Genomic DNA, 23368 nt, shown 5'->3' on the forward strand with positions numbered 1-23368 from the left:
CGGCTGCCACTGCCTGGGCTAAAGTTCGACCATGACTGACCCCGCCCGCACCTTGACCCTGTCCAGCCCGGAAGAAACGGCCGCTTTGGCGCGACGGATTTCTGCTTTGTTGCACCCCGGTGACTGCTTGCTGCTGGAAGGATCCGTTGGGGCCGGGAAATCCCATTTTGCCCGGGCAGTGATTCAGGATTTATTGGACGTGCCCGAAGATGTGCCATCGCCCACATTCACGCTGGTCCAGACCTATGACACCGTGTCCGGCGAGGTTTGGCATTGCGATCTGTATCGCCTGACGACCCCGGACGAGGTGTTTGAGCTGGGTTTGGAAGAGGCGCTGAGCGACGCGATTTGTCTGATCGAATGGCCCGACAGATTAGGCGGGTATATCCCAAAACAGGCTCTAACACTGGCATTTAGCATGGCTTCACAACCTCAGGTGCGACACCTTCAGGTTTACGGCGATCACGAACGATGGCGCCAAGTGCTGGAGGCCATTCGTGATTGAGCGCGGGGACAATATCGCTACCTTCCTAAAGGGGGCGGGTTGGCATGGCGCTGTGATCACGCCCATGGCAGGGGATGCGTCATCCCGCCTGTACAGTCGTCTGAAGTTCGCGGATCAGCGCGCCATCTTGATGGATCATCCACCGGATCAGGGATCGATTGTGCCCTTTCTGTCGATCGCCAAACATTTGCGGGACTGCGGTCTGAGCGCGCCAGAGGTCTTTGCGGCACACAAGGCTTTGGGATTGATCCTGATGGAGGACCTGGGCGACGCCGTTTATGGTCGCTGGCTGCATAAGCACCCGGCCGATGAGCGCGTTCTTTATGAGGCTGCCGTTGACGTCCTGTTTCACCTACACCAACGCCAGGCACCCGATGGCCTGCAACTATATGGGCCTCATATGATGGCCCAATACATTGCGCCTGCGTTTGAACTCTACGTAGGTGGTGACAGCAATGCTGAGCAATTTCATGCTATTTCGGCTGAGTTAGAGACCATTTTGCAAGAAATTGCTCCTGAAACTGACTGCGTCATTCTAAGAGACTTTCATGCCGAGAACCTGATCTGGCTGCCAGATCGCGAAGGGGTCGCCCGGGTTGGTTTGCTGGATTTTCAGGACGCTTTGCTGGGCCATCATAGCTATGATCTGGCCTCGTTGATCCAGGATGCGCGCCGAGATGTATCTGCCCAATGTGCGACGGCGATGATTGCCCGTTATGCGGATCTATCCGGCCGATCGGTCGGCGATTTAACAGCGGCCGTCGCGGCTCAGGGCGCACAGCGCAATCTGCGCATATTGGGGATCTTTGCACGCCTGTCGCGCGTGGGCGGCAAACATCACTATATTGATATGATCCCCCGGGTTTGGGCGTTGTTGATGGAAAATTTGCACCATCCTTCCTTACAGGGCCTACGCTTGGCCGTTTTGTCAGTGCTGCCAGAACCCAGTACCAAACATTTACAGGGGCTCAGAACGCAATGACGGCTGAACTCCCGACCTCCTTAATGCTGTTTGCCGCTGGGCTGGGGACTCGTATGGGTCAACTGACCAAGGACAGGCCCAAACCGTTGATCCCTGTGGGCGGCAGGCCCTTGATCGATCATGCGCTGGGGTGGGTTGAGGATGCTGGTGTCAAGACGATTGTGGTCAACACCCACTACAAGGCGGAAATGATTCACGCCCACCTTTCAGGCCAAAATATTGCATTTTCCCATGAATTAGAGACTGTTTTAGAGACCGGGGGCGGGTTGCGGCAGGCTTTGCCGCTGCTCGGGTCAGGCCCTGTTTTTACCTTCAACCCAGATGCTGTTTGGAGGGGACCAAATCCACTGTCCTTGCTTCGAACGGCGTGGCGGCCAGATCAAATGGATGCGTTGTTGATGTTGGTCCCGCCACAGCGGGCGACGGCACATGGCGGGCGTGGTGACTTTATACGTGACGACAATGGCACGCTAAAACGCGGGCCCGGGCAAGTCTATACCGGTGCACAGATTATCCGAACCGATCGGCTGAGCGGGTTTACGGAAAAGGCGTTCTCTTTAAACCTGCTGTGGGATGACCTGATGGACCGAGGTCGCGTCTACGGGATGAGCTATCCTGGGCAGTGGTGTGATGTGGGCACGCCCGAGGGAATAGGGACCGCAGAGGCAATGTTGCGTGGAAGTGATAATGTTTGATCCGTGCCCGCATCCGCGCCTGTTTGCCATGCCGCCCGGTACCGATTTTGCGCGCGCCCTTGTTCAGGGGATGAAAGATCGGATGCACGATCAGCCCGCAGAGGCAATGGCGCGGGTGGAACTGTACGTCAACACGCGGCGGATGCAGAGGCGTATTCAATTGCTGTTTGCTGAGGCAGGGTGCGGGTTTTTACCGCGGATCCGCCTGGTCGTAGATATGTTGCCAGCCGCGTGGGAAGAGGCGCACAAACCTGTTTCCAGCCTTCAACGCAAGTTGGAGCTGGCCCAGTTGGTGCGCGGCTTGATCCGGGCGCAGCCTGATCTGGCCCCGGAAAGCGCAGTATTTGATCTGGCAGACAGCTTACTCTCGCTGATGGAAGAGATGCAGGGCGAGGGTGTGTCGCCCGATATATTTCAACAGCTTGATGTAACCGATCAATCCGGCCACTGGGCGCGGACGCTGCAGTTTCTGAATTTGATAGCGCCCTATTTTGAAGAGGTATCGCAAGATGCAGAGGCCCAGCGGCGCGCGCTTGTGCGGAACCAGATCGACAAATGGCGGGCAAGCCCCCCTGATCATCCGATCATTGTTGCCGGCACAACTGGATCTCGGGGAACAACGCGATTGCTGATGCGGGCGGTTGCCAATCTTCCACAAGGGGCGCTGATCCTGCCAGGGTTTGACTTTCACCAGCCCGCTGATGTCTGGGACAAGATGCGGAAAACGGCATCATTTGAAGATCATCCTCAATACCGCTTTGCGCAATTGTTGCAGGAATTGGATGCGCCGCGTGATTGTGTGCAGGAATGGGCCCGCGGTCTTGCCCCGAGCCCGGGACGAAACACGTTGATTTCGCTGTCGCTCCGCCCCGCGCCGGTAACGGATCGCTGGATGACAGAAGGTGCAAAACTGCACGATATTGCCCCATCAACGGAACGAGTGACCCTGATAGAGGCCCCAACAACCCGGGAGGAGGCGGCCGTCATCGCGCTTCGCCTGCGCAAAGCGGCCGAGGACGGTCAAGCTGCGGCGCTGATTTCGCCAGATCGTCAACTGACGCGACAAGTTACCGCCGCATTGGACCGGTGGGATATTGCACCCGACGACAGTGCCGGGCGGCCCCTGTCTTTGTCTGCGCCTGGGCGGTTTTTACGCCATATTGCGGCGCTTATCGGCCAGCGTCTGACCGGCGAGGATCTGATGGTCCTGTTAAAGCACCCGTTGACCAACACAGGGTCCAGCGCCCGCGGAGACCACCTGCTCTGGACCCGGGAGTTAGAGCTACACTTGCGCCGAGGGGCGATAGCCTTCCCCAGCGCGGAGGACATTAAGCTTTGGGCGCTGGGCGATCCGGGGCGTGTTGACTGGGCGCTGTGGCTATCTGGCTTACTTGATGATCTTGAACTGGGGGGTGAGCGGCCCCTGTCGGACCACCTTAAAAAACATATTGAGCTCGCAGAGCGGCTTTCAGCTGGTCCCGGGGGCGCCGCTCCGGGTGAGCTGTGGCAGCAGGCCGCGGGCCGCGAGGCGCGAGCGGTGATGGATGAGCTTTGCGATGCCGCGGGTTCAAGCGGGCAAGTCCACATCGCCGATTACGTGCGGCTTTTGACCCGCCAACTTCAGGCGCGGGAGGTTCGCGTGCCGGACCAGCCCCACCCCAGCATTATGATTTGGGGCACGCTGGAGGCCCGCGTTCAGGGTGCCGATCTGGTGATCCTTGGTGGATTGAACGATGGGGCTTGGCCAGGGCAGCCCGCCCCGGACCCGTGGCTAAATCGGCAAATGCGCAAAGATGCGGGACTATTGCTGCCCGAACGTCGGATCGGCCTGTCCGCCCATGACTATCAGCAGGCTGTTGGCGCGAATGAGGTGTGGATCACCCGGGCCGTGCGCGATGCAGAGTCTGAAACCGTGCCGTCGCGCTGGTTGAACCGGCTGACAAACCTGCTTGACGGCCTGCCTGACCAAGGTGGCCCTGACGCCCTGAATGATATGCGGGCAAGGGGGCAGGATTGGTTGGATTTGGTGCGATGTGTTGAAAAACCCGTGGCAGAGGTTTCGCCCGCGTCGCGGCCCGCGCCACAACCCCCTGTATCACAGCGGCCAAGACGGCTTTCCGTGACACAGATAAAAACGCTGATCCGAGATCCCTTTGCCATTTATGCACGCAATGTTTTGAACTTACGCAAACTTGATCCCATAAACCCCAGCCCCGATGCGTCGCTTCGGGGAACGATCTTGCACAAGGTGCTGGAGCGATTTGTCCGCGAGGGGGTAGAGTCACGGGAAGGGCTGCTCCGAATCGCGAGGGAGGAGTTTGCGGCCCGCGCACCTTGGCAAACTGCACAGCAGATTTGGCTGGCAAAGTTTGAAAAAACCCTCGACTGGTTTTTAGCGGGTGAAATGGAGCGCCGCTCATCTGCAACGCCGCTTGAACCGGAGCAGCTGGGTACCGTGGATCTGACGGGGGTGGATTTTACGCTGTCGGCCAAGGCTGACCGATTTGATCGCGAAGCCGGTGGCGGCATTAGGATATATGATTACAAGACCGGAACACCGCCCAGCCCGGATGAACAAAAGCATTTCGAGAAGCAGCTTTTGTTAGAGGCCGCAATGGCCGAACGGGGTGGATTTTCCAGGGTTGGGCCATCTACCGTAACGCAGGCCAGCTACATCGGCCTTGGGACAAAGCCCAAGCTTGTGGCCGCACCGCTGGATGATCCGGGATTGGGTCGGGTCTGGTCCGAGTTTCAGGCATTGATCAGTGCCTATTTCGGCCCAAAACAGGGGTACTTGGCCCGACGCGCCGTCGCAAAGCAACGGTTTGAGGGGGATTATGACCACCTGGCGCGCTTTGGTGAGTGGGATGATGCTGACGAGCCGGTGGCAGAGGATATGCCATGATCAAACGCGACGCGGCGACAGAAGCACAGGTCAGGGCGGCAGATCCGGCAGGCTCTGTCTGGCTGTCAGCTAACGCCGGATCGGGCAAAACCCGCGTTCTGACAGATAGGGTGGCGCGACTTTTGCTAAACAAGGTCCCGCCGCAAAACATCCTGTGCCTGACCTACACAAAGGCCGCAGCGTCCGAAATGCAAAATCGCCTGTTTGGCCGGTTGGGCGAATGGGCCATGCTGGAAGAGGTGAAGCTGCGCGAGGCCCTGACACATTTGGGTGAAGGCGCGCGCATCTCTTCCGATAAAGTTGCAGAAGCGCGCAGATTGTTCGCCAGCGCCATTGAAACGCCTGGCGGGCTGAAGATTCAGACCATCCACTCTTTCTGTTCGGCACTTCTGCGTCGGTTCCCGCTGGAGGCCGGGGTCAGTCCGCAATTTGTAGAGATGGACGAACGCGCCGCAAAGGTTTTGCGCGAAGAGGTTGTTGAGGAAATCGCCGAAGGGCCGGAGGCCGAGCTTCTGGGCGAGCTGGCGCACCATATGTCCGGCGATGATCTGGCGGATTTGGCCGGAGAAGTCGTCAAACATCAGGCGTTGTTTTCAAACCCGCCGGATCGCGATCATCTGTTAAAAAGTTTACGGTTGGCGCCCGGGGTTAGTTTATCAGATTTACTGAAAAAGATTTCCATTTGCATTCAATGCACCGACTTTCAACGTCTGGTTTCGGCGCTGTCGCAGGGCTCAAGCACCGACCAGACAGCGGCAACCCGCCTGCAAAGCATTGATCCATCGGCCTTGCGCGCAGTTGATCTGGAGGTGTTAGAGCAAGTGTTCCTGTTCGGCGCAGGTTCCAAGAAAAATCCGCCCTTTAGTGCCAAGATCGGATCCTTCCCAACAAAAAGCACCCGCGCAGGTCTTGCCGACATACTGCCCAGGATAGAAAACCTGATGCAGGCCGTGGAACAGGCGCGTCCGGATCGGATTGCGCTCCTCTCTGCGGAGCGGGCGCTGGTTCTTCATCGGTTCGCGCATCAGTTTCTGAAACATTATCGGGACCGGAAAGCCCGACATGGGTGGTTGGATTTCGACGACCTGATTTTGAAGGCACGCGCGCTGTTAAGCGATCCAGCTGTGGCCCAGTGGGTCCTGTACCGGCTGGACGGCGGGATCGATCATCTTCTGGTGGATGAGGCACAAGACACAAGCCCGGTGCAATGGGATGTGATCGAACGGCTGACACAGGAATTTACCGCCGGGCAGGGCGCCCGGGATGACGTTCAGCGCACGGTCTTTGTCGTGGGCGACAAAAAGCAATCGATCTATTCGTTTCAGGGGGCAGATCCGGAGGGGTTTGACAGAATGTCGGCCCATTTTGAAAGCAGTCTACGTCAGGTTGATCAGCCCTTCGCCGCGATGGGTCTTGAGTATTCGTTTCGTTCCGCGGCACCGATTTTAAGGCTGGTTGATACAGTTTTTAACCGACCGGACGAAACTGGGTTGGGCGGCAATGTCCACCATCTGGCCTTCAAATCCCAGATGCCCGGTCGGGTGGATCTGTGGCCTGCCACTCCGCGCACAGAACACCCTGACCCCGGGAAATGGTATGACCCCGTCGACCGGGTGGCGGAAAACAAGGAAACGGTCATATTGGCAAATATGATCGCGGATCAGATTGCCGGGATGGTTGGGCGGGCCGATTTGCCGGATCAAGCCGATGGTTCTGGCAGATACCAAATGCGCAAGGTGCGGGCCGGGGATATCCTGATCCTGGTTCAACGTCGGTCAGAGCTGTTTCACGAACTTATCCGCGCCTGTAAATCCCGCAATCTGCCAATTGCCGGGGCGGATCGGTTGAAAATCGGGGCGGAACTGGCCGTGCGCGATATTTCGGCGCTGCTATCGTTTCTCGCAACACCAGAGGATGATCTGTCTCTGGCGGCAGTCTTGCGATCGCCACTTTTCGGCTGGACACAGCAGGCCCTCCATGCGTTGGCCCAACCCAGGCCAAAGGGGCAGTTTTTATGGGCCGCCCTGCGCGATCAGGCAGAGCATCATCCAGATACTTTAAATATCCTGAATGATTTGCGCCGAAATGCAGACTTTCTGCGCCCCTATGACCTGATTGAACGCGCCCTGACCCGGCACAGCGGACGCCAGAAATTACTCGCCCGGCTGGGGACAGAGGCCGAAGATGGCATTGACGCTTTGCTGGCGCAGGCGCTGGCCTATGAGCGGGCTGATATTCCCAGCCTGACCGGGTTTCTGGGCTGGCTCTCTGCGGGGGATGTGGAAATCAAGCGGCAGCTAGACAGTGCATCAGATCGAATTCGCGTGATGACCGTGCATGGCGCAAAGGGGTTGGAGGCCCCGATCGTTATCCTGCCCGACACGATTCGTGCAAAAACAGCGCTTCGCGATGAGGTGCTGCCCGGTGATGGCATTGCATATTGGAAAACGCCCGCAGCGCAACAGCCAGAGCCCGTCGCTGACATAAGCGGACGCTTGACCGCCCAGCGCGACGCCGAACAAGATCGTTTGCTTTATGTAGCAATGACCCGCGCGGAAAAATGGCTGATTGTCGCGGGCGCGGGCGATCCGGATAAGAATGACCGCAACTGGTACAATCAGATCAGCGCAGGAATGGAATCCGCCGGAGCAGAGCCTGTTGAATTTCCTGCCGGGTGCGGGCTGCGGTTATCGGGTGGTGCTTGGGAAGGGTCGGGCGAAACAGTATCTGAACCGCCGAAAGGACCCGAACAGGCCATCCCAGATTGGGCAGCGCGTGCTGCACCGGCGGCTGTGGATGGCCCGGGATTGTTGTCTCCCTCTGATCTTGGCGGGGCAAAGGCCTTGCCCGGCGCGGATGGGCTTGATGAGGACGCCGGCCTGCGGCGCGGTAGTATGATCCACCTGCTGTTGGAACATTTGCCGGATGTTATGCGCGCTGAATGGTCCAACGCAGCCGATCGTTTGTTATCCGGCCAGTTCCCGGATGCAACGAATGACGAGCGCCAGTCCTGTCTAGAGGAGGCACAACAAGTACTGCTTGATCCGGGCTGTGCAGAGATTTTTGATGATGCAGCGCTGGCAGAGGTTGAGCTGACCGCCAGTATTCCGGCGCTGGGCGGGCGGCGTATTCTTGGCACCGTGGATCGATTGCTGGTTGGGCCTGACCGCGTATTGGCGGTGGATTTCAAAACCAACGCGGTGGTGCCGGACAGGGCAGAGGACGCTCCTGATGGAATCTCGCGGCAAATGGCGGCGTATTATGCAGCGCTGGTGCAGATTTACCCTGATCAGGTGGTTGAGATCGCCATTTTGTGGACAAAAACTGCGCATGTCATGCCAATTCCCCACAAGATCGTGACTACAGCCCTTGATCATGTGGTCGTCCCTTGACGTCAGGCCAAGGCGTCCCTAGGTTCCTAACCCGAACCTATCCCGCAGGAGTATTTCATATGGCAACCGTCGCTGTCACCGATGCCACTTTTGACGCCGAAGTGCGCAATTCCGACATCCCCGTCGTCGTCGATTTCTGGGCCGAATGGTGTGGCCCATGCAAACAGATCGGCCCCGCCCTGGAAGAGCTGGCCGTCCAATATGACGGGCAGATCAAGATCGCCAAGGTGAATGTGGATGAAAACCCGAACTCCCCCGCCCAAATGGGGGTGCGTGGTATCCCGGCGCTCTTTATGTTCAAGGGCGGTGAGGTCATATCCAACAAGGTCGGCGCCGCACCAAAGGCTGCGCTGGAAAGCTGGATCAAGGAATCGATCTAAGATTCTGAACGGTTAGGGGCGCAGGGCGCCCCTTTTCATTTCCGGGGCGGGCATGGCCAAAACACGTGTTCTTGTTGAATTTGGCATGGGCAGTTCGCTCAGGCGCGGCGATTACACCGGCGCGGCCGAACGCGCCATTCGCGATGCGCTGTGGCACAATTCCATCAATATGGCAGAGCTGTTTGGTTTCCCAAAAGAGGCCATGCTGATTGACGTCGAGGTCGGCGTTCAGGATCCTGAACAAATTGACACTGATCGGCTGTCTGCAATCTTCCCTTATGGACAAGTGACGATTCATCCGAAATTCGGCGGGCTGGATGTACCCAAGGCCGATGGCGGCAAGACAGTCATTGCCAATGTGGCGCTTGCGGTGTCGTTTGATATGGAGCCCGCGAATGTCTGATCAGCGCATCATTTTGGAAATGGGTATGGGAAATGACCTTTACGGTCAGGACTATACCAAGGCCGCCTGCCGTGCGGTTGAGGACGCGCTGCGTCATTCGTCAATCACGCTTTTCGGCACATTGGGTATCGATCATATGGAAATGCGGGTTCAGGTCACCGTGGCTGTGGCAGAACCTGTTCAGGTCGATCTGGATGTGGTGCGGGCCAGGCTGCCCCGTGGTCGGGCAGTGGTAACTGCGGTCAGGGGTGGATTGGATGTCCAGGGCGACGGTCAAACTCATGTGGTCGCGCAGGCCGCGGTAGAGGCGTTTTTGCCCGCAATGTCAGATCAGTATCGCCTGTCGGCAGGGTGAATAGGTGCGCGCGCCCTTATCTTTTAGCAGAGCCTGATTTCACAACACGGCCAGCAACGCCGCGACGCGCCCTGTGCAGCAAACATGCGATGAAGACGATTGCGATCGCTCCGAAAGGGGTCTCGATGATCTGCGTGCTATTGGCCATAACTCCCCTCCCACCGGTTTGACTGCCAATTGTTTGATTGACGATGCTCTAAACAAATAGGGGGCTTCGAACAAATGCCGGTTCGGCAATCCCGGATTGCATTTGGTGCATATCTATCAAATCGGTTTGCACCTGTTGCCACAGCTCTCCCACCGGCCCATATAGGGGCAACAAGATACGGAGGCACATATGGCACAGGATCAGTTTCCCGGATGGCACGGCACCACCATTATCGGTGTGCGCAAGGGCGGGCAGGTCGTGGTCGCGGGTGACGGGCAGGTCAGTCTGGGCCAGACGGTGATAAAGGGCACGGCCCGCAAGGTGCGCCGCCTATCCCCCGGCGGCTATGACGTGGTTGCCGGGTTTGCGGGATCCACTGCCGATGCCTTTACCTTGTTGGAGCGGCTGGAGGCAAAGCTAGAGGCCACACCCGGGCAACTACAGCGCGCAAGCGTCGAGCTCGCCAAAGACTGGCGCACCGACAAATACCTGCAAAAGCTAGAGGCCATGCTGATCGTCACCGATGGGCGGGAGTTATATGTCATCACCGGGGCCGGCGATGTGTTGGAGCCCGAACACGGCATCGCCGCGATTGGGTCTGGGGGAAACTATGCGCTGGCAGCGGCGCGCGGATTGCTGGAAACCGATCTGCCCGCTGAAGACATCGCGCGCAAAGCCATGGCCATCGCCGCCGACATCTGTGTATATACGAACGGCAATCTGACGGTGGAAACCATCACCGGCGGATAAATTCGGATCCGAAACCTGAGGGAGGGCGCCGGACCCGAAGCTGGCTTAGTTCAGGGGTGCGCGCCCAAGGGGCACATCAGCAACATCGCACCAAAGCCAGATCTCGTTGTAGTTTGAAACGTCGATGTTTGCCGGGATTTCATATCTTTGGCCGCCATTGCGCGACTTCAACTCTCCCAATTTGGTAGAGGGGTCATACCCGTCTTTGCCCAGCGCTACGCGTGGATCAGGTGATTCATCGTGGGTGAAATCATCTCCGAACTCAACAAAATACGTGCCGTTTTCTTCGACAATTCGGGCCGTGCCTTCGGTGACGTGGGTTGATAGCCCTTCGAAGCTGCCCGATCTTTGTGCCCAGGCAGGCAGGGCCGACAGGCCAAGGGTCAAAGCGGCGCCGACAAGGGGCACTGATGTCATGAATGAGCGTCGGGTAATCATTGGGTGTCCTTTCGTTGCGATGGGTAATGAATATGCACCCGGTCGCGTTGAAAAAAGGGGACCAACGGTTGTGTGATGGGCTGTGAGATTTTGTTTGCCGCCTTGCGTTTCCAGATTTGGTGATTAGGTTCGCCGGATCAGACTATGAAAGCTGTTCATGTCACAATTTAGTACAGAAGATATTCGATCGGCCGTGGCCGCCGGAATTTTGGATGAGGCCCACGCTGCCGCGTTCAGTACGCATGTTCAACAGCGTCAAGGCATCCGCACCGCACTCCCTGCGGAGGATGAGCCCTTTGAATTTTTCAGCGGGTTCTCAGAACTGTTTGTCACTGTTGGGTTGATCCTGCTGGTGGCTGGCATGCTGTCCTTTACCAATGTGGTTGGAGGGGGTGTTTTGATGCCACTTGTCGGCGTCGCTCTTTGCTGGCTGATGTCAATTTACATGGTGCGACGGCGGCGCATGACCCTGCCGGGTGTGTTTTTGTGCGCCAGTCTGGGTGTGTTTATCGCCACCGCGCTGCTCGTTTTTGATTCTGACATGCATCCCGCCATCGTTTCTGTCGCCGGAATGGGTGCACTGGCGCTCTATTTTCGTCAGTTTCACCTGCCCTTTGCCATGTTTGCGTTGGGCATATTCGGATTTCTTGGAATCCTCAGCCTGTTGGCAGAAATTGATCGGTTCGGCGATTTTGGCGTGCTGTTTTGGCGCGCTGAGGCCTTTGACCTACAGTCCGGTTCCGCTCTGGCCTGGGCGTCGTTGATCACGGGGTTTTTTGCATTTCTCGGCGGTATGTATTTTGACATGCGCGATCCGATGCGCGTCAGCCGCTATTCGGTGACCGGGTTTTGGCTGCACTTGCTGGCCGCACCGGCTTTGGTCAACACAATCGCCTTTTCCCTGCTCAGCATAGAGGGAAATATGGGCTACATCTATTCTGGCCTGTCGCTGGTTGTTGTGGCCCTGATTGCCCTGATCATTGACCGTCGTTCTTTTCTGACCGCCGGGATTGGCTATCTGGCTGTGATTTTGTTATGGACCCTGCAAAACAATGTCGAAAGCGACAGTGACCTAAACATCGTGATCACCCTGCTTGTTCTTGGCGCATTCATCACCGCGCTTGGTGTCTGGTGGATCAACATTCGCGCAGTACTTATGCGCCGCCTACCCAATTTTCCGGGCAAAAACCGCCTGCCGCCGTGGCATGTGCCCGAACAAACTTCACAGATGGAGCCGGAATGACCGACCTGACCCCACGCGAGATTGTATCCGAACTGGATCGCTTTATCATCGGACAGAAGGACGCCAAGCGTGCGGTGGCTGTGGCCCTGCGCAATCGCTGGCGACGCAAGCAATTGCCCGATGATTTGCGTGATGAAGTTTATCCGAAAAACATCCTGATGATCGGGCCCACCGGGGTGGGCAAAACCGAAATTAGCCGTCGTCTGGCCAAACTGGCCAAAGCGCCCTTTATCAAGGTTGAGGCCACCAAATTCACTGAGGTCGGCTATGTAGGTCGGGACGTCGAACAAATGATCCGCGATCTGGCTGATGCAGCCATCACCATGATCCGCGAACAAATGCGCGAGGATGTGAAAGCGTCTGCGCATCAGGCGGCAGAGGAACGGGTGATAGAGGCCATCGCCGGTACAGATGCCCGTGAACAAACGCGCGAAATGTTTCGCCGCAAGCTGAAAGCAGGGGACCTCGACGATACAATGATCGAGCTGGAGCTCACTGATACCTCCAGCCCAATGCCGATGATGGATATTCCCGGCCAACCCGGCGGCCAGATGGGTATGATGAATCTGGGCGATCTCTTTGGCAAGGCCTTTGGCGGGCGCACCGTCAAGCGCAAACTGACCGTGGCTGAAAGCTATGAAATCTTGATCGGTGAAGAGGCCGACAAGCTCTTGGATGAAGAGGCGGTCAACCGCGCAGCGTTAGAGGCGACAGAACAAAACGGCATCGTTTTCATTGATGAGATCGACAAAGTCACCGCCCGGTCAGATACCCGCGGCGCCGATGTCAGTCGCGAAGGTGTACAGCGTGACCTGCTGCCCCTGATCGAGGGCACCGTCGTCTCCACCAAATACGGGCCCGTTAAAACCGATCACATCCTCTTTATCGCGTCGGGCGCGTTTCATGTGGCAAAGCCGTCTGACCTGCTGCCCGAACTTCAGGGCCGCCTGCCAATCCGGGTCGAACTTCGCGCCCTGACCGAAGAGGATTTCGTCCGCATCCTGACCGAAACCGACAATGCGCTGACCCTGCAATACACCGCCCTTATGGCCACCGAAGAGGTGACGGTGACCTTTACCGAAGATGGTATTGCGGCGCTGGCAAAAATCGCGGCAGATGTGAACCACAGCGTGGAAAACATCGGCGCGCGCCGGCTCTACACCGTGATCGAACGCGTGTTTGAGGAGCTGGGATTCACCGCCCCGGACAGGTCGGGCGAATCCATTACCGTGGATGCCGATTTTGTTGAGGCTCATTTGGGCGCGCTGTCAAAGTCTGCCGATCTCAGCCGTTACGTGTTGTAACGACCGGTCTGGTCGCATGAAAACAATCCTGATAGGCAGGTCCGTGTAATCAGTCCGGATCCCGCCATGATGTTTTTCAGGGCTTTGTTCTTACTTCTTGTGGCCTTCATCACAGCCTGCGCCCCGCGGGCCGCGATCCATGTTGACCCCGCCGCAAAAGGGATCGGGACCGAATACCCCGTTTTCATCGGAACAACACGAGGCACGCATGACGCCCTGCTTTTTGGGGCGGAGCGTGATCCGCAGTTGCGCTTGGCGCGGATGGATATCTCTGTCCCGCCAACCCATGAAACGGGCCGGATAGAGCTGACCCGAGGCGCGCCTGATCCGCAAACCGACTTCATCGCCACGGCCGTTGAGTTTCAGGATGACCCCCGCGCCTTTCAGACGGTCTTGCGACGGGAGCTGGTCAAGCGACCGCGCGGGCAACGGATCGTCATGCTCTATGTCCATGGCTACAATAATAACTTCGCCGATGGTGTCTTTCGACTAACCCAAATGGCCGCAGATTTTAATCTGCCTGATGTCGCCGTGCACTATTCCTGGCCAAGCTTAGGCAATCCCCTAGGATACGCCTATGATCGCGACAGCGCCCTTTTTGCCCGCGATGGGCTGGAAGAATTCATCCACCTGATCGATGGGGCTGGCGCAGATGGTATTTTATTGGTTGCACATTCTATTGGCGGCTTGCTGGCTGTGGAGACTTTGCGGCAGATGGAAATTGCCCGCCCCGGACATGCGGCGCGCCTGCTTAGCGGGGTGGTTCTGATATCGCCGGACATCGATATTGCCCTGTTCAAACAACAAATGACCCGCATCAAGAAGCTGCCGCAGCCATTTGCGATCTTCGCCTCTGACCGGGATCGTGCGCTTGGCCTGTCTGCCCGGTTGACGGGTCAGGGGGAAAGGTTGGGAACTGTCACTGATGCGGCTGAACTATCAGAGTTTGATATCGTATTGTTCGATGTATCAGAATTTTCTGGCGATCCCGGCGGTCATTTCAACGCCGCGTCGTCGCCTGAGCTGATACAAATCTTGCGGCTGTTGCCCGGGGTCGAGGCCGCCTTTCGCGGTGACCGTGCGGGCCGCACTGGCCTGATCCCTGGAACAGTGCTGACAGTGCGCAATGCAACGCAGGTCATCCTGTGGCCAACAGCCCAATGAGCTTTGCGTCCTTTCTTCGCGAAAACGCGCGGTTCTTGTCTGCGGGCGCGCTGCTGACCCTGATTTCCTGCTTTGGGCAGACTTTTTTCATTTCCATTTTCGGCGGCGAGATCCGGGCCGAGTTCGGCCTGAGCAATGCGCGCTGGGGCACGATTTACGGTCTCGGTACGCTTTGCTCCGCCATCCTAATGATCTGGGCCGGGGGGTTAAGCGACCGACTGCGCGTGCGCCATCTGGGGGCGCTGGTCATGGTTGGTTTGGCGGCAGCCTGCGTGGCAATGGCCGTGTCACCCTTTGTTTGGCTGTTGCCGTTTATCATATTTGCGCTGCGTTTTGCCGGTCAGGGCATGCTCAGCCATTTGGCCGTGGTTGCCATGGCGCGCTGGTTCGTGGCTGCGCGTGGGCGCGCCCTATCCATCGCCTCACTTGGATTTGCGGCGGGGGAGGCGCTTTTGCCGATCATCATGGTCTCACTCATGTCCGTTCTGTATTGGCGTATGATCTGGTTGTGCTGCGCCGTGATCGCGCTCTTGCTCATCCCGGTCTTGTCCAAGCTTTTGCGACAGGAACGAACGCCAGCTGCCGCCGCCTCTGAAACACATGCGGCGGGTATGATGGGGCGTCATTGGTCGCGACCGGACGTTTTGAAACATTGGTTGTTCTGGGCCATGGTGCCAATGGTGATGGTGCCGTCCACTTTTATCACCGCGCTCTTCTTTCAACAGGTGCATTTGGCCGAGGTGAAAGGCTGGAGCCACGCTGAATTTGTCGCCCTGATCCCTGTCTTTACTGCCGGCGCCATTGCTTTCGCGCTGGTGATTGGTTGGATCATGGATCAATTGGGGGCGTTTCGGTTGATCCCGTTTTATCAAGTGCCGCTCGCCTTTGGGTTCTATTTGCTTGGGGGTGCTGAAAGCCTGGCCGCCGGGGCACTCGCCCTGGTGTTTTTGTCGATGACCCAGGGCGGTCAGTCCACCATCGCCAATGCGTTCTGGGCAGAGATTTACGGCACCCGCCACCTTGGCGCCATCAAGGCGCTGGCGGCGGCGCTGATGGTATTGGGCTCTGCTGCCGGGCCGGCTGTGACGGGCGTTTTGATTGATTGGGGGGTCGACTTTGATCAGCAAATGACGGGCATCGCCCTATATACCTTGCTGGCATCGGGCCTGAGCGGCACGGCGGTGTTTCGCGCCCAGCGCATTGCGGCAACGCACCAAGCCTAACGATTGCGACGAAGATACACGTAATAGGCCCCGGTCCCCCCGTGCCGGCGATGGGCGGGGGCAACCTGCATCACAACACTGCGCAAAAGGCCTGTTTGCAACCAATCGGGGACGTGATGGCGTAAAACACCGCGCCGTTCCGGGATAATGCCGCCATCTTCGCGTGATTTACCCTTGCCGGTGATGACCAGAACCAAACGGTGGCCCGAACCTGCAGAACGCAGGATGAAGGCGGTCAGCGCCGAATGCGCCCGATCCAATGTCATGCCATGCAGGTCAATCCGCGCTTCGGGTTCTAATTTTCCACGTGCGAGCTTGCCAAAGACCTTCTGGTCCATCTGCACGGGTTGCCGGGACAGGTGGTCGGTGATGGACGGCGAAAGGCTGACACTGCTGCGCCCGGCGGTTTTCCGTGATCCGATTTCAAACGGCTCTATGGGGTCGGTGACAGTAGGAGTGGGGCGGTCGTTGCGCAGAGGGTGCGCCGCATCTTCCATCAGGGTTGGGCGGATTTTACCTGCCATTGGCGTGGCGCTGCCCGCCACGCGCTGCCAAAGCCGGAGCTCCTCTTCGGTTGGGGATCGGCGACGCTTGCTCATGTCACGTTCCCTTGCAACAGGCGCGCCGCGCCCGGGCAAGCGTCATTCCCCGGTTGCAACCAACTGCCAGTTGGGATCATCGCTGCCCATTTTCCGGGCAAAGGTCCAGATATCCTTCTGACGCTTAATCTCGCCTGTTTTCCCTTCGACGATTTCATCATCAGAGTTGCGCACAACCGATGTCATTTCCCCGACAAAGCGCAGCTTGACCTCTCCTATGCGGCTTTTTTCCTCAAACTCCACATCCAGCAAGGACAATTCGCGCACACCGATGAATTCGGCCTCTACTGTCAGGCCCTGATCCGCGCGGCTGTCGACGACAGAGGCAAAGGATTCGAACACATCATCCGACAGAAAGGGTTTGATCGCATTCATGTCGCCCTTTTCAAACGCCATCAGGATCATTTCATAGGCCCCGCGCGCACCGCCCAAAAACTCGCTAACACTAAAGCTCGGTTCGGCAAGCTTCATGGCGTGTAGGGCCTCTGCGGCGCGGCTGTCCTCTTCGACATGATCGGTAATATCCGGATCGGGCCCACCTTCGATCACCTCAAGGCCAGCACGTCGCTGAGCGGCCTCTGAATCGGTGCGCATGGTCGGTTTTTCAAATCCTTCTCGGGTTCCCAGAACGCTTTTCAACTTTAAAACCAGAAAAATCGCTATTCCTGCCAGAACCAGCAGCTGAATGACATTCGGACTCATCATTTTCCCTTATGGATGGTAACGGGCGTCGTTCGGACATATGTAGGGGCTGGGTGGGGCCAAGTCCACCCGGCGAAACACGGTATGAGGACCTGATATGTGGCTCTTTGCTCTCTTTTTGGCCGTTCCCTTGATAGAGATCGCTCTGTTTATCCAATTGGGCGGGCTGATTGGGTTATGGTACACCTTGTTGATCGTCATTCTGACCGCAATTCTAGGCACCTGGCTGGTGCGCGCCCAGGGCACCATGGCGATGTCCGAATTACGTGGCTCTTTCCAGAAACTGGATGACCCTTCCCAGCCTCTCGCACATGGGGCGATGATCCTGTTTGCGGGCGCGCTTTTGTTGACGCCCGGCTTTTTCACCGATGCGGTCGGGTTTTTGTTGCTGTTTCCACCCTTTCGGGTTGCGGTTTACAACTACGTCCGCGCCCGCGTGCAGGTACAAAGCTTCACCATGGGCCAACCGGCCCGGGATCAGTCCCAAAATTCGGGGCCGGACATCATCGATGGTGAATTTCAGGAACTGTCCGATGATGACGCCCCAAAGCGCGGCGGGTCCGGCTGGACCCAGCGCTAAGACTGGGCATTGAGGCCCCCCTTTGATCCTGTTAGACAGCCCCAGATTTATGCCATTTGGAGAGATTGATGGCCGACGAAGACCAAAAAGAAACAACCGAGGCACAAGCAGAAACCGCTCAGGCCCCGGCACAGCCCAAGTTTCACGTTCTGGCGCAATATGTGCGCGACCTGTCATTTGAAAACATCCTGGCCCAAAAGGGCCTGAAGGGCGAAGCCCAGCCAAATATTCAGGTTCAGGTGAATTTGGATGCCAAAAAGCGCGGCTCCGAGCATCAGTACGAAATTGCCATGATGCTAAAGATCAACGCCAAGACCAATGCCGAAGGAACCCCGTTGTTTCTGATGGAACTGGACTATGCGGGCATGTTCCACGTTGAAAACGTGCCGCAGGAACAATTACACCCGTTTTTGCTGATCGAGTGCCCGCGGATGTTGTTTCCGTTTGTGCGCCGCATCGTCAATGATGTGACTCGCGATGGCGGTTTCACCCCGCTCAACCTGGACAATATCGATTTTGTTCAGCTGTACCGGGCGGAGTTGACCAAGCGCGCGCAGGCCGAAAAAGAGGGTCAGCCGGTTTCCTGACCGAGCTTTCTCCACAACGCGTCGTCGCCCAGCTGGTCTACAAATGCAGCATGGGCGGCGCGTTCACCCTCAGTAATACGTGCAGGCAGTGGTTGGGTGCGCGGCTTGGCGCGCCATGTGTCGGCTTCACCCGCCGATCGGTGCAATTCAGAGGCCTGGGACAGTGAAAAGTCGGGCTGGCGCCCGCCGATCAACTCCAGATACACTTCTGCCAGGATTTCAGAATCAAGCAACGCCCCGTGCAGCGTCCGATTTGAGTTATCGATGCCAAACCGGCGGCACAACGCGTCTAGCGAGGCTGGAGAGCCGGGAAATTTCTTGCGCGCAATCGCCAAAGTGTCGGTGGCCTGTTCCCAAGGCAGCTCTGCCAACCCCATCCAGCGCAATTCCGCGTTCAGAAACTTCATATCAAATGACGCGTTGTGGATGACAAGCTGTCCATCGCCGACAAACTCTCGAAAGGCTTGTCCGATCTTTGCGAAAACCGGCTTGTCGCCCAGTGTTATTGCCCCCGGTGTCGGTTTTTGCGGCGGTTCCAGCAAGTCCGGTCCGATCCCATGAACACCAAATGCCTCTGCCGGCATGGATCGTTCCGGGTTGATGTATTGATGATAGGTCTTGCCGGTTGGCATGTGGTTCCACAACTCCACCGCACCAATTTCGACTATCCGGTCGCCCTGTTCGGGATCAAATCCCGTGGTTTCCGTATCCAGTACGATTTCACGCATCAGAAATCTTGCCCCTGATATCTGTCAGAATATCCTGCACGGCCTTCTGGGCCGTGTCGAGCGCTGTGGTCTCAATAACATAATCTGCCCTGTTGCGCTTCTCGACATCGGGTAGCTGTTTGGACAGGATCATATTGAAGCTATCTTCAGTCATTCCCGGACGTGCCAACACCCGCTCTTTCTGGATATCTGAGGGGGCAGAGACGACAACAACCGCATCAACACTGCGATCTGCCCCGGTTTCAAAAAGCAGTGGAATGTCCAGGACCACGATATCCGTGTGGCTAATTCCTATAAAATCCGCCCTGTCTTGGGCAACAAGCGGGTGAACGATGGCCTCGATCACCTTCAACGCCGATGTATCCGTTTTGATGATGGCCTTCAATCGCTCTCGAGAAACCGCATCCGTAACAGCACTCGGAAAAACAGCACGGATGGGCTCAACCGCAGCGCCGCCTGCGGAATAAAGGCGGTGAACCGCAGCATCCGCATCCCAAACCGGAATTCCCGCATCGGCAAACATGGCTGCCGATGTTGACTTGCCCATCCCGATAGAGCCGGTCAAACCGATCAGAAACGGGCGGCTCATGCGGACAGAACGGCGTTTCGGGTGGCGTCGTCAACCTCTGGCCTTTGTCCGAACCAGCGTTCAAATCCGGGGGCAGCTTGGTGCAACAACATGCCCAACCCATCCACAACCTGACATCCGGCCGCTCTCGCGGATTTCAAGAACGTCGTTTCCAACGGGTTATAAACCAGATCCGTCACCACCATCTCTGATGAAAGATGGTCGAGTGAAACATTCAAATCGGACATCCCGACCATGCCCAAAGAGGTCGTGTTAATCACAGTGGCGGCGCCCTCGATCATCTCGCCGGCCTTGACCCACTCTGTCACTTCTATTCGGGTTCCAAATTCGCTGCGCATCGCATCAGCACGGGCGCGGGTCCGGTTGGCAAGGCGGATTTCCGGCACGCCTGCATCCAACAGCGATGAGATCACCGCGCGGGCTGCCCCCCCCGCCCCCAACACCACGGCCGGGCCGGTGGCTGCAGACCAATTCGGTGCACCGTTGCGCAGATTTTCAATAAATCCGTATCCATCCGTATTGTCGGCATGGATGCTGCCATCCTGGGCAAAGATCAATGTATTGGCGCTGCCGATCAGGGCCGCACGATCAGAAACCTTATCCGCCAATTTCAAAACCGCCTCTTTATGCGGGATGGTGACATTCAAACCGACAAAGCCCATGCGCGGAAGCGTGCGAATGACCTGCTCAAGATCCTTGCGCGCTATATTCATGGGAATGTAGTGACCGGTAATCCCGTAGGTTTTCAGCCAATGCCCATGCAAAGCGGGCGACTTGCTGTGTTCGATCGGGGTGCCGATCACACCTGCAAGGGGTATTTTCTTGTCACTCATCTGGGCAGCTCTCCTCGCAGCGCAAGATATGACAGTATTTCCAGCAAGGGCAAACCCAGAACCGTGAAATAATCACCGTCTACCCGGGCAAAGAGCCGCGCGCCCTCTTCCTCCAGCTTATAGGCGCCAACAGAATGGCGAATGCTGTCCCAATTTCGGGCGATATAATTATCCAGATACACATCCGACACTTCATGCATCATCATGCGCACCTGCCCGACATGGCGCCAAATCGGCTTACCGGCCTGACAAATAACCGCAGCAGAAAGCAAACTATGCCGTTTCCCCCGCAATGTTTTCAGCTGAGAAATCGCATCATCAGGGGTTGCAGGTTTTGACAACAACTGCCCCCCGATATCCAGCACTTGATCACACCCGATCACCAGCGGATCTGGAAACTTTGCGCTAATTTTTCGGGCCTTCTCTGCGGCCAGACTGTCGACCACATCCCGGGGTGGCGCACCCTCTGCCAACAGGGCCGCCTTTATCGCTTCCTCATCCACTCTCGGGATTTCAATCCGACATGTGACGCCTGCATTTGACAACAACCTGCGACGTATCTCAGAGCCAGAGGCAAGAATAATTGGTTCGGACATGTAGACAGCTCTGTGGATTATTGTACCTGAATGGCCCGGACGGTTTTCGGGATAAGTGAAGCTATATCGCAGAATGTGGATAGGACCACGAGAAATCCAGAATACCCCCACTGTTTATCCACGGTTGATAAGGAAAACATTGATTGATGGGAAAATCCTCAATCTGCACAATCTGTACATATTTACTCACAGAGGCGATTGCCTTTACTTTCCCTCAAATCTTTGAATAGTAATGATTATTGTCGTTCTCTAACAATCTGCCAAATCTTATACCGGTTTTCTGCACAGCTGCCTTGGCCCGGGTAAAACCCTGTGGTTAACTTGCCAATCCCCGATATTTATCGCCCCTACAAAATCATCATCTTTTATATTTTCTTTTTTATTATTAGATGAGCAGTGCGCCCATAGCCCGGAGGCCCCGATGACAGACTTTTTACTAGATCTTTATCCATGGACCAAAGCGCTGCATATTATCTCTGTCATCGCCTGGATGGCCGGTCTGTTTTATCTGCCCCGTTTGTTTGTCTATCATGCAGAGAAGATTGAATCCGGATCAGAAACGGAGCAGCTTTTTCAAACGATGGAAGTGCGCCTTTTACGGGCAATCATGAACCCGGCAATGACCGCGACCTGGGTGTTTGGTTTGTGCCTTGCCTTCACACCTGGATTGGTCAGTTGGGCAGAGCTTTGGCCCTGGACGAAAGCAGCGGCTGTTCTGGGTATGACTTGGTTTCATCACTGGCTTGGATATCGGCGTAAGGAATTTTTAAGAGGGGAGAACACCCGCTCTGGCCGAACCTATCGGGTCATGAATGAGGTTCCGACCATTCTTCTGATCGTTATCGTGATTTCGGTGGTTGTCCGCCCGTTTTGATCGAATTGACTTCGACATGACAGGAAGGTAAGACATCGTCTGACCGACAGTCCTGTCGTGTGACTCCCCTTTGACAATGACATAGGCCGGAAATACGGCCGGGATATTATTTATGAGCCAAGATCGTTTGTCCCTTGCGGACCTGAAAGCCCGTTCCGCCAAAGATCTGCTTTCCATGGCAGAAGAGCTGGAAATTGAAAACGCATCGACGATGCGCAAGGGCGATATGATGTTCCAGATTCTGCGTGAGCGTGCAGATGAGGGATGGGAAATCTCTGGCGATGGGGTGTTGGAAGTTCTGCAGGACGGATTTGGTTTTCTGCGTTCACCAGAGGCAAACTATCTTCCGGGCCCCGATGATATCTACGTTTCACCTGAACTGATCAGAAAGTTCTCTCTCAGAACTGGTGACACGGTTGAGGGTGTCATTCAGGCCCCGCGGGAGAACGAAAATTACTTTGCTTTGGTCAAAGTCGCTGCGATTAATTTCGAGGAACCTGAAAAGACCCGCCACAAAGTCAGCTTTGACAACCTGACGCCACTTTACCCAGATGAACGCCTGAAGCTGGAAATCGAGGATCCGACCATCAAGGATCGATCTGCTCGTGTGATTGATTTGGTTGCCCCAATCGGTAAGGGACAGCGGTCGTTGATTGTGGCGCCCCCCAGAACGGGTAAGACGGTTATTCTGCAGAACATCGCTCATTCCATCGAAACCAACCATCCAGAGTGCTATTTGATCGTTCTACTGATCGATGAACGCCCCGAAGAGGTGACGGATATGCAGCGATCGGTGAAGGGGGAGGTGATATCCTCGACCTTTGACGAACCCGCCACACGGCACGTTGCGGTGTCTGAGATGGTGATCGAAAAAGCCAAGCGTCTGGTTGAACATAAACGCGATGTTGTGATTCTTCTGGATTCCATCACCCGGCTCGGCCGCGCGTTCAACACGGTTGTTCCGTCCTCGGGCAAGGTTCTGACCGGTGGTGTGGATGCGAACGCGTTGCAGCGCCCTAAACGGTTCTTTGGTGCGGCCCGAAACATCGAAGAGGGCGGATCGCTGACAATCATCTCTACCGCGCTGATCGACACTGGCAGCCGGATGGACGAGGTGATCTTTGAGGAATTCAAAGGCACCGGTAACTCTGAAATCGTTCTGGATCGGAAAATCGCAGATAAACGCGTCTTCCCGGCCATCGATATTTTGAAATCGGGCACCCGCAAAGAAGACCTGCTGGTCGATCCGAAAGACTTGCAGAAAACTTTTGTCCTGCGTCGAATCCTGAATCCGATGGGCACAACCGATGCGGTGGAGTTCTTGCTGTCGAAGCTGAAGCAAACCAAGTCGAATTCGGAATTTTTCGACTCTATGAATACCTAAACCATTGAT

Annotated in this window: 24 protein-coding genes; 17 read left to right on the plus strand and 7 right to left on the minus strand. The window is 56.6% G+C overall.

Translation table 11 applies throughout. The features are described 5' to 3' along the window. The first annotated feature begins 31 nt into the window (after nt 1-31). The 9 genes from tsaE to hslV all read left to right on the plus strand — a co-directional run bounded on the left by tsaE (nt 32) and on the right by hslV (nt 10515). The gene (tsaE, locus tag AC2D8P_RS05680; protein ID WP_484701272.1) at nt 32-505 is read left to right on the plus strand and encodes a tRNA (adenosine(37)-N6)-threonylcarbamoyltransferase complex ATPase subunit type 1 TsaE; all 474 of its coding nucleotides are present in this window, start codon (nt 32-34) and stop codon (nt 503-505) included. Beyond that, entirely contained in the window at nt 498-1487 is a 990-nt protein-coding gene (locus AC2D8P_RS05685) for an aminoglycoside phosphotransferase family protein (RefSeq protein ID WP_484701274.1), read from the plus strand. The genes tsaE and AC2D8P_RS05685 overlap by 8 nt, the downstream gene beginning before the upstream one ends. After that, nucleotides 1484-2182, plus strand: coding sequence for a nucleotidyltransferase family protein (locus tag AC2D8P_RS05690; RefSeq protein WP_484701276.1), 699 nt, complete (start codon nt 1484-1486; stop codon nt 2180-2182). Before AC2D8P_RS05685 ends, AC2D8P_RS05690 begins: the two co-directional genes overlap by 4 nt. Continuing rightward, complete coding sequence (addB, locus tag AC2D8P_RS05695) at nt 2175-5087, plus strand: double-strand break repair protein AddB (protein WP_484701278.1); 2913 nt, start codon at nt 2175-2177, stop codon at nt 5085-5087. The genes AC2D8P_RS05690 and addB overlap by 8 nt, the downstream gene beginning before the upstream one ends. Beyond that, nucleotides 5084-8479: a double-strand break repair helicase AddA gene (gene addA, locus AC2D8P_RS05700; RefSeq protein WP_484701280.1), complete on the plus strand. Its 3396-nt coding sequence runs from the start codon at nt 5084-5086 to the stop codon at nt 8477-8479. The genes addB and addA overlap by 4 nt, the downstream gene beginning before the upstream one ends. Nucleotides 8480-8538: 59 nt before the next feature. Continuing rightward, a complete protein-coding gene (gene trxA, locus AC2D8P_RS05705) occupies nt 8539-8859 on the plus strand; it encodes a thioredoxin (protein ID WP_484701282.1) in 321 nt (106 codons plus the stop codon). Nucleotides 8860-8911: 52 nt separating this feature from the next. After that, nucleotides 8912-9262: a Lin0512 family protein gene (locus AC2D8P_RS05710; RefSeq protein ID WP_484701284.1), complete on the plus strand. Its 351-nt coding sequence runs from the start codon at nt 8912-8914 to the stop codon at nt 9260-9262. Further along, nucleotides 9255-9617: a Lin0512 family protein gene (locus AC2D8P_RS05715; protein ID WP_484701286.1), complete on the plus strand. Its 363-nt coding sequence runs from the start codon at nt 9255-9257 to the stop codon at nt 9615-9617. Before AC2D8P_RS05710 ends, AC2D8P_RS05715 begins: the two co-directional genes overlap by 8 nt. Nucleotides 9618-9954: 337 nt before the next feature. Further along, a complete protein-coding gene (gene hslV, locus AC2D8P_RS05720; protein ID WP_484701288.1) occupies nt 9955-10515 on the plus strand; it encodes an ATP-dependent protease subunit HslV in 561 nt (186 codons plus the stop codon). Between the two features lie 45 nt (nt 10516-10560). Here hslV and AC2D8P_RS05725 read toward each other — a convergent pair whose 3' ends face one another. Further along, nucleotides 10561-10953: a DM13 domain-containing protein gene (locus AC2D8P_RS05725; RefSeq protein WP_484701290.1), complete on the minus strand. Its 393-nt coding sequence runs from the start codon at nt 10951-10953 to the stop codon at nt 10561-10563. A gap of 157 nt (nt 10954-11110) precedes the next feature. Between AC2D8P_RS05725 and AC2D8P_RS05730 the strand changes: the two genes are divergently transcribed. From AC2D8P_RS05730 to AC2D8P_RS05745, 4 genes are all read left to right on the plus strand, one after another. Then, on the plus strand, nt 11111-12196 hold the full coding sequence (locus AC2D8P_RS05730; RefSeq protein ID WP_484701292.1) for a hypothetical protein: 1086 nt from the start codon (nt 11111-11113) through the stop codon (nt 12194-12196). Next, nucleotides 12193-13500 carry an ATP-dependent protease ATPase subunit HslU gene (gene hslU / locus AC2D8P_RS05735; RefSeq protein ID WP_484701294.1) on the plus strand — a complete coding sequence of 436 codons (1308 nt, stop codon included), beginning with the start codon at nt 12193-12195 and terminating at the stop codon, nt 13498-13500. Before AC2D8P_RS05730 ends, hslU begins: the two co-directional genes overlap by 4 nt. Before the next feature lie 66 nt (nt 13501-13566). Continuing rightward, nucleotides 13567-14664, plus strand: a complete 1098-nt coding sequence (locus AC2D8P_RS05740) for an alpha/beta hydrolase (RefSeq protein WP_484701295.1) — start codon at nt 13567-13569, stop codon at nt 14662-14664. Then, complete coding sequence (locus AC2D8P_RS05745) at nt 14646-15887, plus strand: MFS transporter (RefSeq protein WP_484701297.1); 1242 nt, start codon at nt 14646-14648, stop codon at nt 15885-15887. Before AC2D8P_RS05740 ends, AC2D8P_RS05745 begins: the two co-directional genes overlap by 19 nt. Here AC2D8P_RS05745 and AC2D8P_RS05750 read toward each other — a convergent pair. Both AC2D8P_RS05750 and AC2D8P_RS05755 read right to left on the minus strand, forming a co-directional pair. Beyond that, complete coding sequence (locus tag AC2D8P_RS05750) at nt 15884-16486, minus strand: Smr/MutS family protein (protein ID WP_484701299.1); 603 nt, start codon at nt 16484-16486, stop codon at nt 15884-15886. The genes AC2D8P_RS05745 and AC2D8P_RS05750 overlap by 4 nt on opposite strands. A gap of 42 nt (nt 16487-16528) precedes the next feature. Then, the gene (locus AC2D8P_RS05755; protein ID WP_484701301.1) at nt 16529-17188 is read right to left on the minus strand and encodes a Tim44/TimA family putative adaptor protein; all 660 of its coding nucleotides are present in this window, start codon (nt 17186-17188) and stop codon (nt 16529-16531) included. Nucleotides 17189-17285: 97 nt separating this feature from the next. On the opposite strand from AC2D8P_RS05755, the gene AC2D8P_RS05760 reads away from it, so the two are divergent. Together AC2D8P_RS05760 and secB are read left to right on the plus strand one after the other, a co-directional pair. Then, nucleotides 17286-17768 carry an FxsA family protein gene (locus AC2D8P_RS05760; protein ID WP_484701303.1) on the plus strand — a complete coding sequence of 161 codons (483 nt, stop codon included), beginning with the start codon at nt 17286-17288 and terminating at the stop codon, nt 17766-17768. 68 nt (nt 17769-17836) lie between these two features. Then, a complete protein-coding gene (gene secB, locus AC2D8P_RS05765) occupies nt 17837-18355 on the plus strand; it encodes a protein-export chaperone SecB (protein ID WP_484701305.1) in 519 nt (172 codons plus the stop codon). Here the strand turns inward: secB and dnaQ are convergent. Genes dnaQ through AC2D8P_RS05785 form a run of 4 tightly spaced genes read right to left on the minus strand, consistent with a single transcriptional unit; the run spans nt 18340 to nt 21101 of the window. Beyond that, complete coding sequence (gene dnaQ / locus AC2D8P_RS05770) at nt 18340-19083, minus strand: DNA polymerase III subunit epsilon (RefSeq protein ID WP_484701307.1); 744 nt, start codon at nt 19081-19083, stop codon at nt 18340-18342. The genes secB and dnaQ overlap by 16 nt on opposite strands. Next, the gene (coaE, locus tag AC2D8P_RS05775) at nt 19076-19672 is read right to left on the minus strand and encodes a dephospho-CoA kinase (protein ID WP_484701309.1); all 597 of its coding nucleotides are present in this window, start codon (nt 19670-19672) and stop codon (nt 19076-19078) included. Before coaE ends, dnaQ begins: the two co-directional genes overlap by 8 nt. Then, nucleotides 19669-20505 (minus strand): shikimate dehydrogenase, encoded by an 837-nt coding sequence (locus tag AC2D8P_RS05780; protein ID WP_484701311.1) that lies wholly within the window; start codon nt 20503-20505, stop codon nt 19669-19671. The genes coaE and AC2D8P_RS05780 overlap by 4 nt, the downstream gene beginning before the upstream one ends. Then, nucleotides 20502-21101: a Maf family protein gene (locus tag AC2D8P_RS05785; RefSeq protein WP_484701313.1), complete on the minus strand. Its 600-nt coding sequence runs from the start codon at nt 21099-21101 to the stop codon at nt 20502-20504. The genes AC2D8P_RS05780 and AC2D8P_RS05785 overlap by 4 nt, the downstream gene beginning before the upstream one ends. 421 nt (nt 21102-21522) lie before the next feature. On the opposite strand from AC2D8P_RS05785, the gene hemJ reads away from it, so the two are divergent. Both hemJ and rho read left to right on the plus strand, forming a co-directional pair. Further along, nucleotides 21523-21975 (plus strand): protoporphyrinogen oxidase HemJ, encoded by a 453-nt coding sequence (hemJ, locus tag AC2D8P_RS05790; RefSeq protein ID WP_484701315.1) that lies wholly within the window; start codon nt 21523-21525, stop codon nt 21973-21975. A 112-nt stretch (nt 21976-22087) separates the two neighbouring features. Then, nucleotides 22088-23359: a transcription termination factor Rho gene (gene rho / locus AC2D8P_RS05795; RefSeq protein ID WP_484701317.1), complete on the plus strand. Its 1272-nt coding sequence runs from the start codon at nt 22088-22090 to the stop codon at nt 23357-23359. Nucleotides 23360-23368: the final 9 nt, after the last annotated feature.

Source organism: Roseovarius sp. YIN77 (genome assembly GCF_057219155.1).

Coding starts and splice junctions, on each gene's coding strand:
- tsaE (WP_484701272.1), top strand. CDS start 32: ATGACTGACCCCGCCCGCACCTTGACCCTGTCCAGCCCGGAAGAAACG.
- AC2D8P_RS05690 (WP_484701276.1), top strand. CDS start 1,484: ATGACGGCTGAACTCCCGACCTCCTTAATGCTGTTTGCCGCTGGGCTG.
- addB (WP_484701278.1), top strand. CDS start 2,175: ATGTTTGATCCGTGCCCGCATCCGCGCCTGTTTGCCATGCCGCCCGGT.
- addA (WP_484701280.1), top strand. CDS start 5,084: ATGATCAAACGCGACGCGGCGACAGAAGCACAGGTCAGGGCGGCAGAT.
- trxA (WP_484701282.1), top strand. CDS start 8,539: ATGGCAACCGTCGCTGTCACCGATGCCACTTTTGACGCCGAAGTGCGC.
- AC2D8P_RS05710 (WP_484701284.1), top strand. CDS start 8,912: ATGGCCAAAACACGTGTTCTTGTTGAATTTGGCATGGGCAGTTCGCTC.
- AC2D8P_RS05715 (WP_484701286.1), top strand. CDS start 9,255: ATGTCTGATCAGCGCATCATTTTGGAAATGGGTATGGGAAATGACCTT.
- hslV (WP_484701288.1), top strand. CDS start 9,955: ATGGCACAGGATCAGTTTCCCGGATGGCACGGCACCACCATTATCGGT.
- AC2D8P_RS05725 (WP_484701290.1), bottom strand. CDS start 10,953: ATGATTACCCGACGCTCATTCATGACATCAGTGCCCCTTGTCGGCGCC.
- AC2D8P_RS05730 (WP_484701292.1), top strand. CDS start 11,111: ATGTCACAATTTAGTACAGAAGATATTCGATCGGCCGTGGCCGCCGGA.
- hslU (WP_484701294.1), top strand. CDS start 12,193: ATGACCGACCTGACCCCACGCGAGATTGTATCCGAACTGGATCGCTTT.
- AC2D8P_RS05740 (WP_484701295.1), top strand. CDS start 13,567: ATGATGTTTTTCAGGGCTTTGTTCTTACTTCTTGTGGCCTTCATCACA.
- AC2D8P_RS05750 (WP_484701299.1), bottom strand. CDS start 16,486: ATGAGCAAGCGTCGCCGATCCCCAACCGAAGAGGAGCTCCGGCTTTGG.
- AC2D8P_RS05755 (WP_484701301.1), bottom strand. CDS start 17,188: ATGAGTCCGAATGTCATTCAGCTGCTGGTTCTGGCAGGAATAGCGATT.
- AC2D8P_RS05760 (WP_484701303.1), top strand. CDS start 17,286: ATGTGGCTCTTTGCTCTCTTTTTGGCCGTTCCCTTGATAGAGATCGCT.
- secB (WP_484701305.1), top strand. CDS start 17,837: ATGGCCGACGAAGACCAAAAAGAAACAACCGAGGCACAAGCAGAAACC.
- dnaQ (WP_484701307.1), bottom strand. CDS start 19,083: ATGCGTGAAATCGTACTGGATACGGAAACCACGGGATTTGATCCCGAA.
- coaE (WP_484701309.1), bottom strand. CDS start 19,672: ATGAGCCGCCCGTTTCTGATCGGTTTGACCGGCTCTATCGGGATGGGC.
- AC2D8P_RS05780 (WP_484701311.1), bottom strand. CDS start 20,505: ATGAGTGACAAGAAAATACCCCTTGCAGGTGTGATCGGCACCCCGATC.
- AC2D8P_RS05785 (WP_484701313.1), bottom strand. CDS start 21,101: ATGTCCGAACCAATTATTCTTGCCTCTGGCTCTGAGATACGTCGCAGG.
- hemJ (WP_484701315.1), top strand. CDS start 21,523: ATGACAGACTTTTTACTAGATCTTTATCCATGGACCAAAGCGCTGCAT.
- rho (WP_484701317.1), top strand. CDS start 22,088: ATGAGCCAAGATCGTTTGTCCCTTGCGGACCTGAAAGCCCGTTCCGCC.